1 protein-coding gene is annotated in these 378 nt (G+C 63.8%); it reads left to right on the forward strand.

Features of this window, described 5'->3' with window-relative positions; genetic code table 11:
- On the forward strand, positions 1-378 hold a 378-nt coding region (locus WN73_RS11535; protein WP_271552824.1), incomplete at both ends, for an IS66 family transposase.

Below are 378 nucleotides of genomic sequence, written 5' to 3' on the forward strand. Positions count from 1 at the left end.
CCGCAGCTCCATTCCCTGCCAGTTCAAACCTTGCCGTCAGATTAAGTCGAAACTTCTACACATCTGCCGCCGCTGCTCCGGCCCCGTCGTGCAGGCGCACGCGCCAGAGCACGTCGTACCCAGCGGGCTGCCGACCGAAGCGGCCATTGCTCACGTGATCGTCTCCAAGTTTGGTGACCATACGCCGTTTTACCGCCAGTCCGAGATCTATGCCCGCCAGGGCATTCGGCTTGATCGGGCGACACTGGGCAACTGGTCCGGTCGCGCCTGCTTCCATCTTCAGATCACGGCGCTGGGATTGACGTCTTCTGTCGAGCACAACGGTTATGGGCGCCCGGCACCGGTCCCTTGCCGCCGAAGCCATGGTCGGGCCGCGGC

Origin of the sequence: Bradyrhizobium sp. CCBAU 45394 (genome assembly GCF_028128655.1) — a bacterium.
Lineage (GTDB): Bacteria > Pseudomonadota > Alphaproteobacteria > Rhizobiales > Xanthobacteraceae > Bradyrhizobium > Bradyrhizobium diazoefficiens.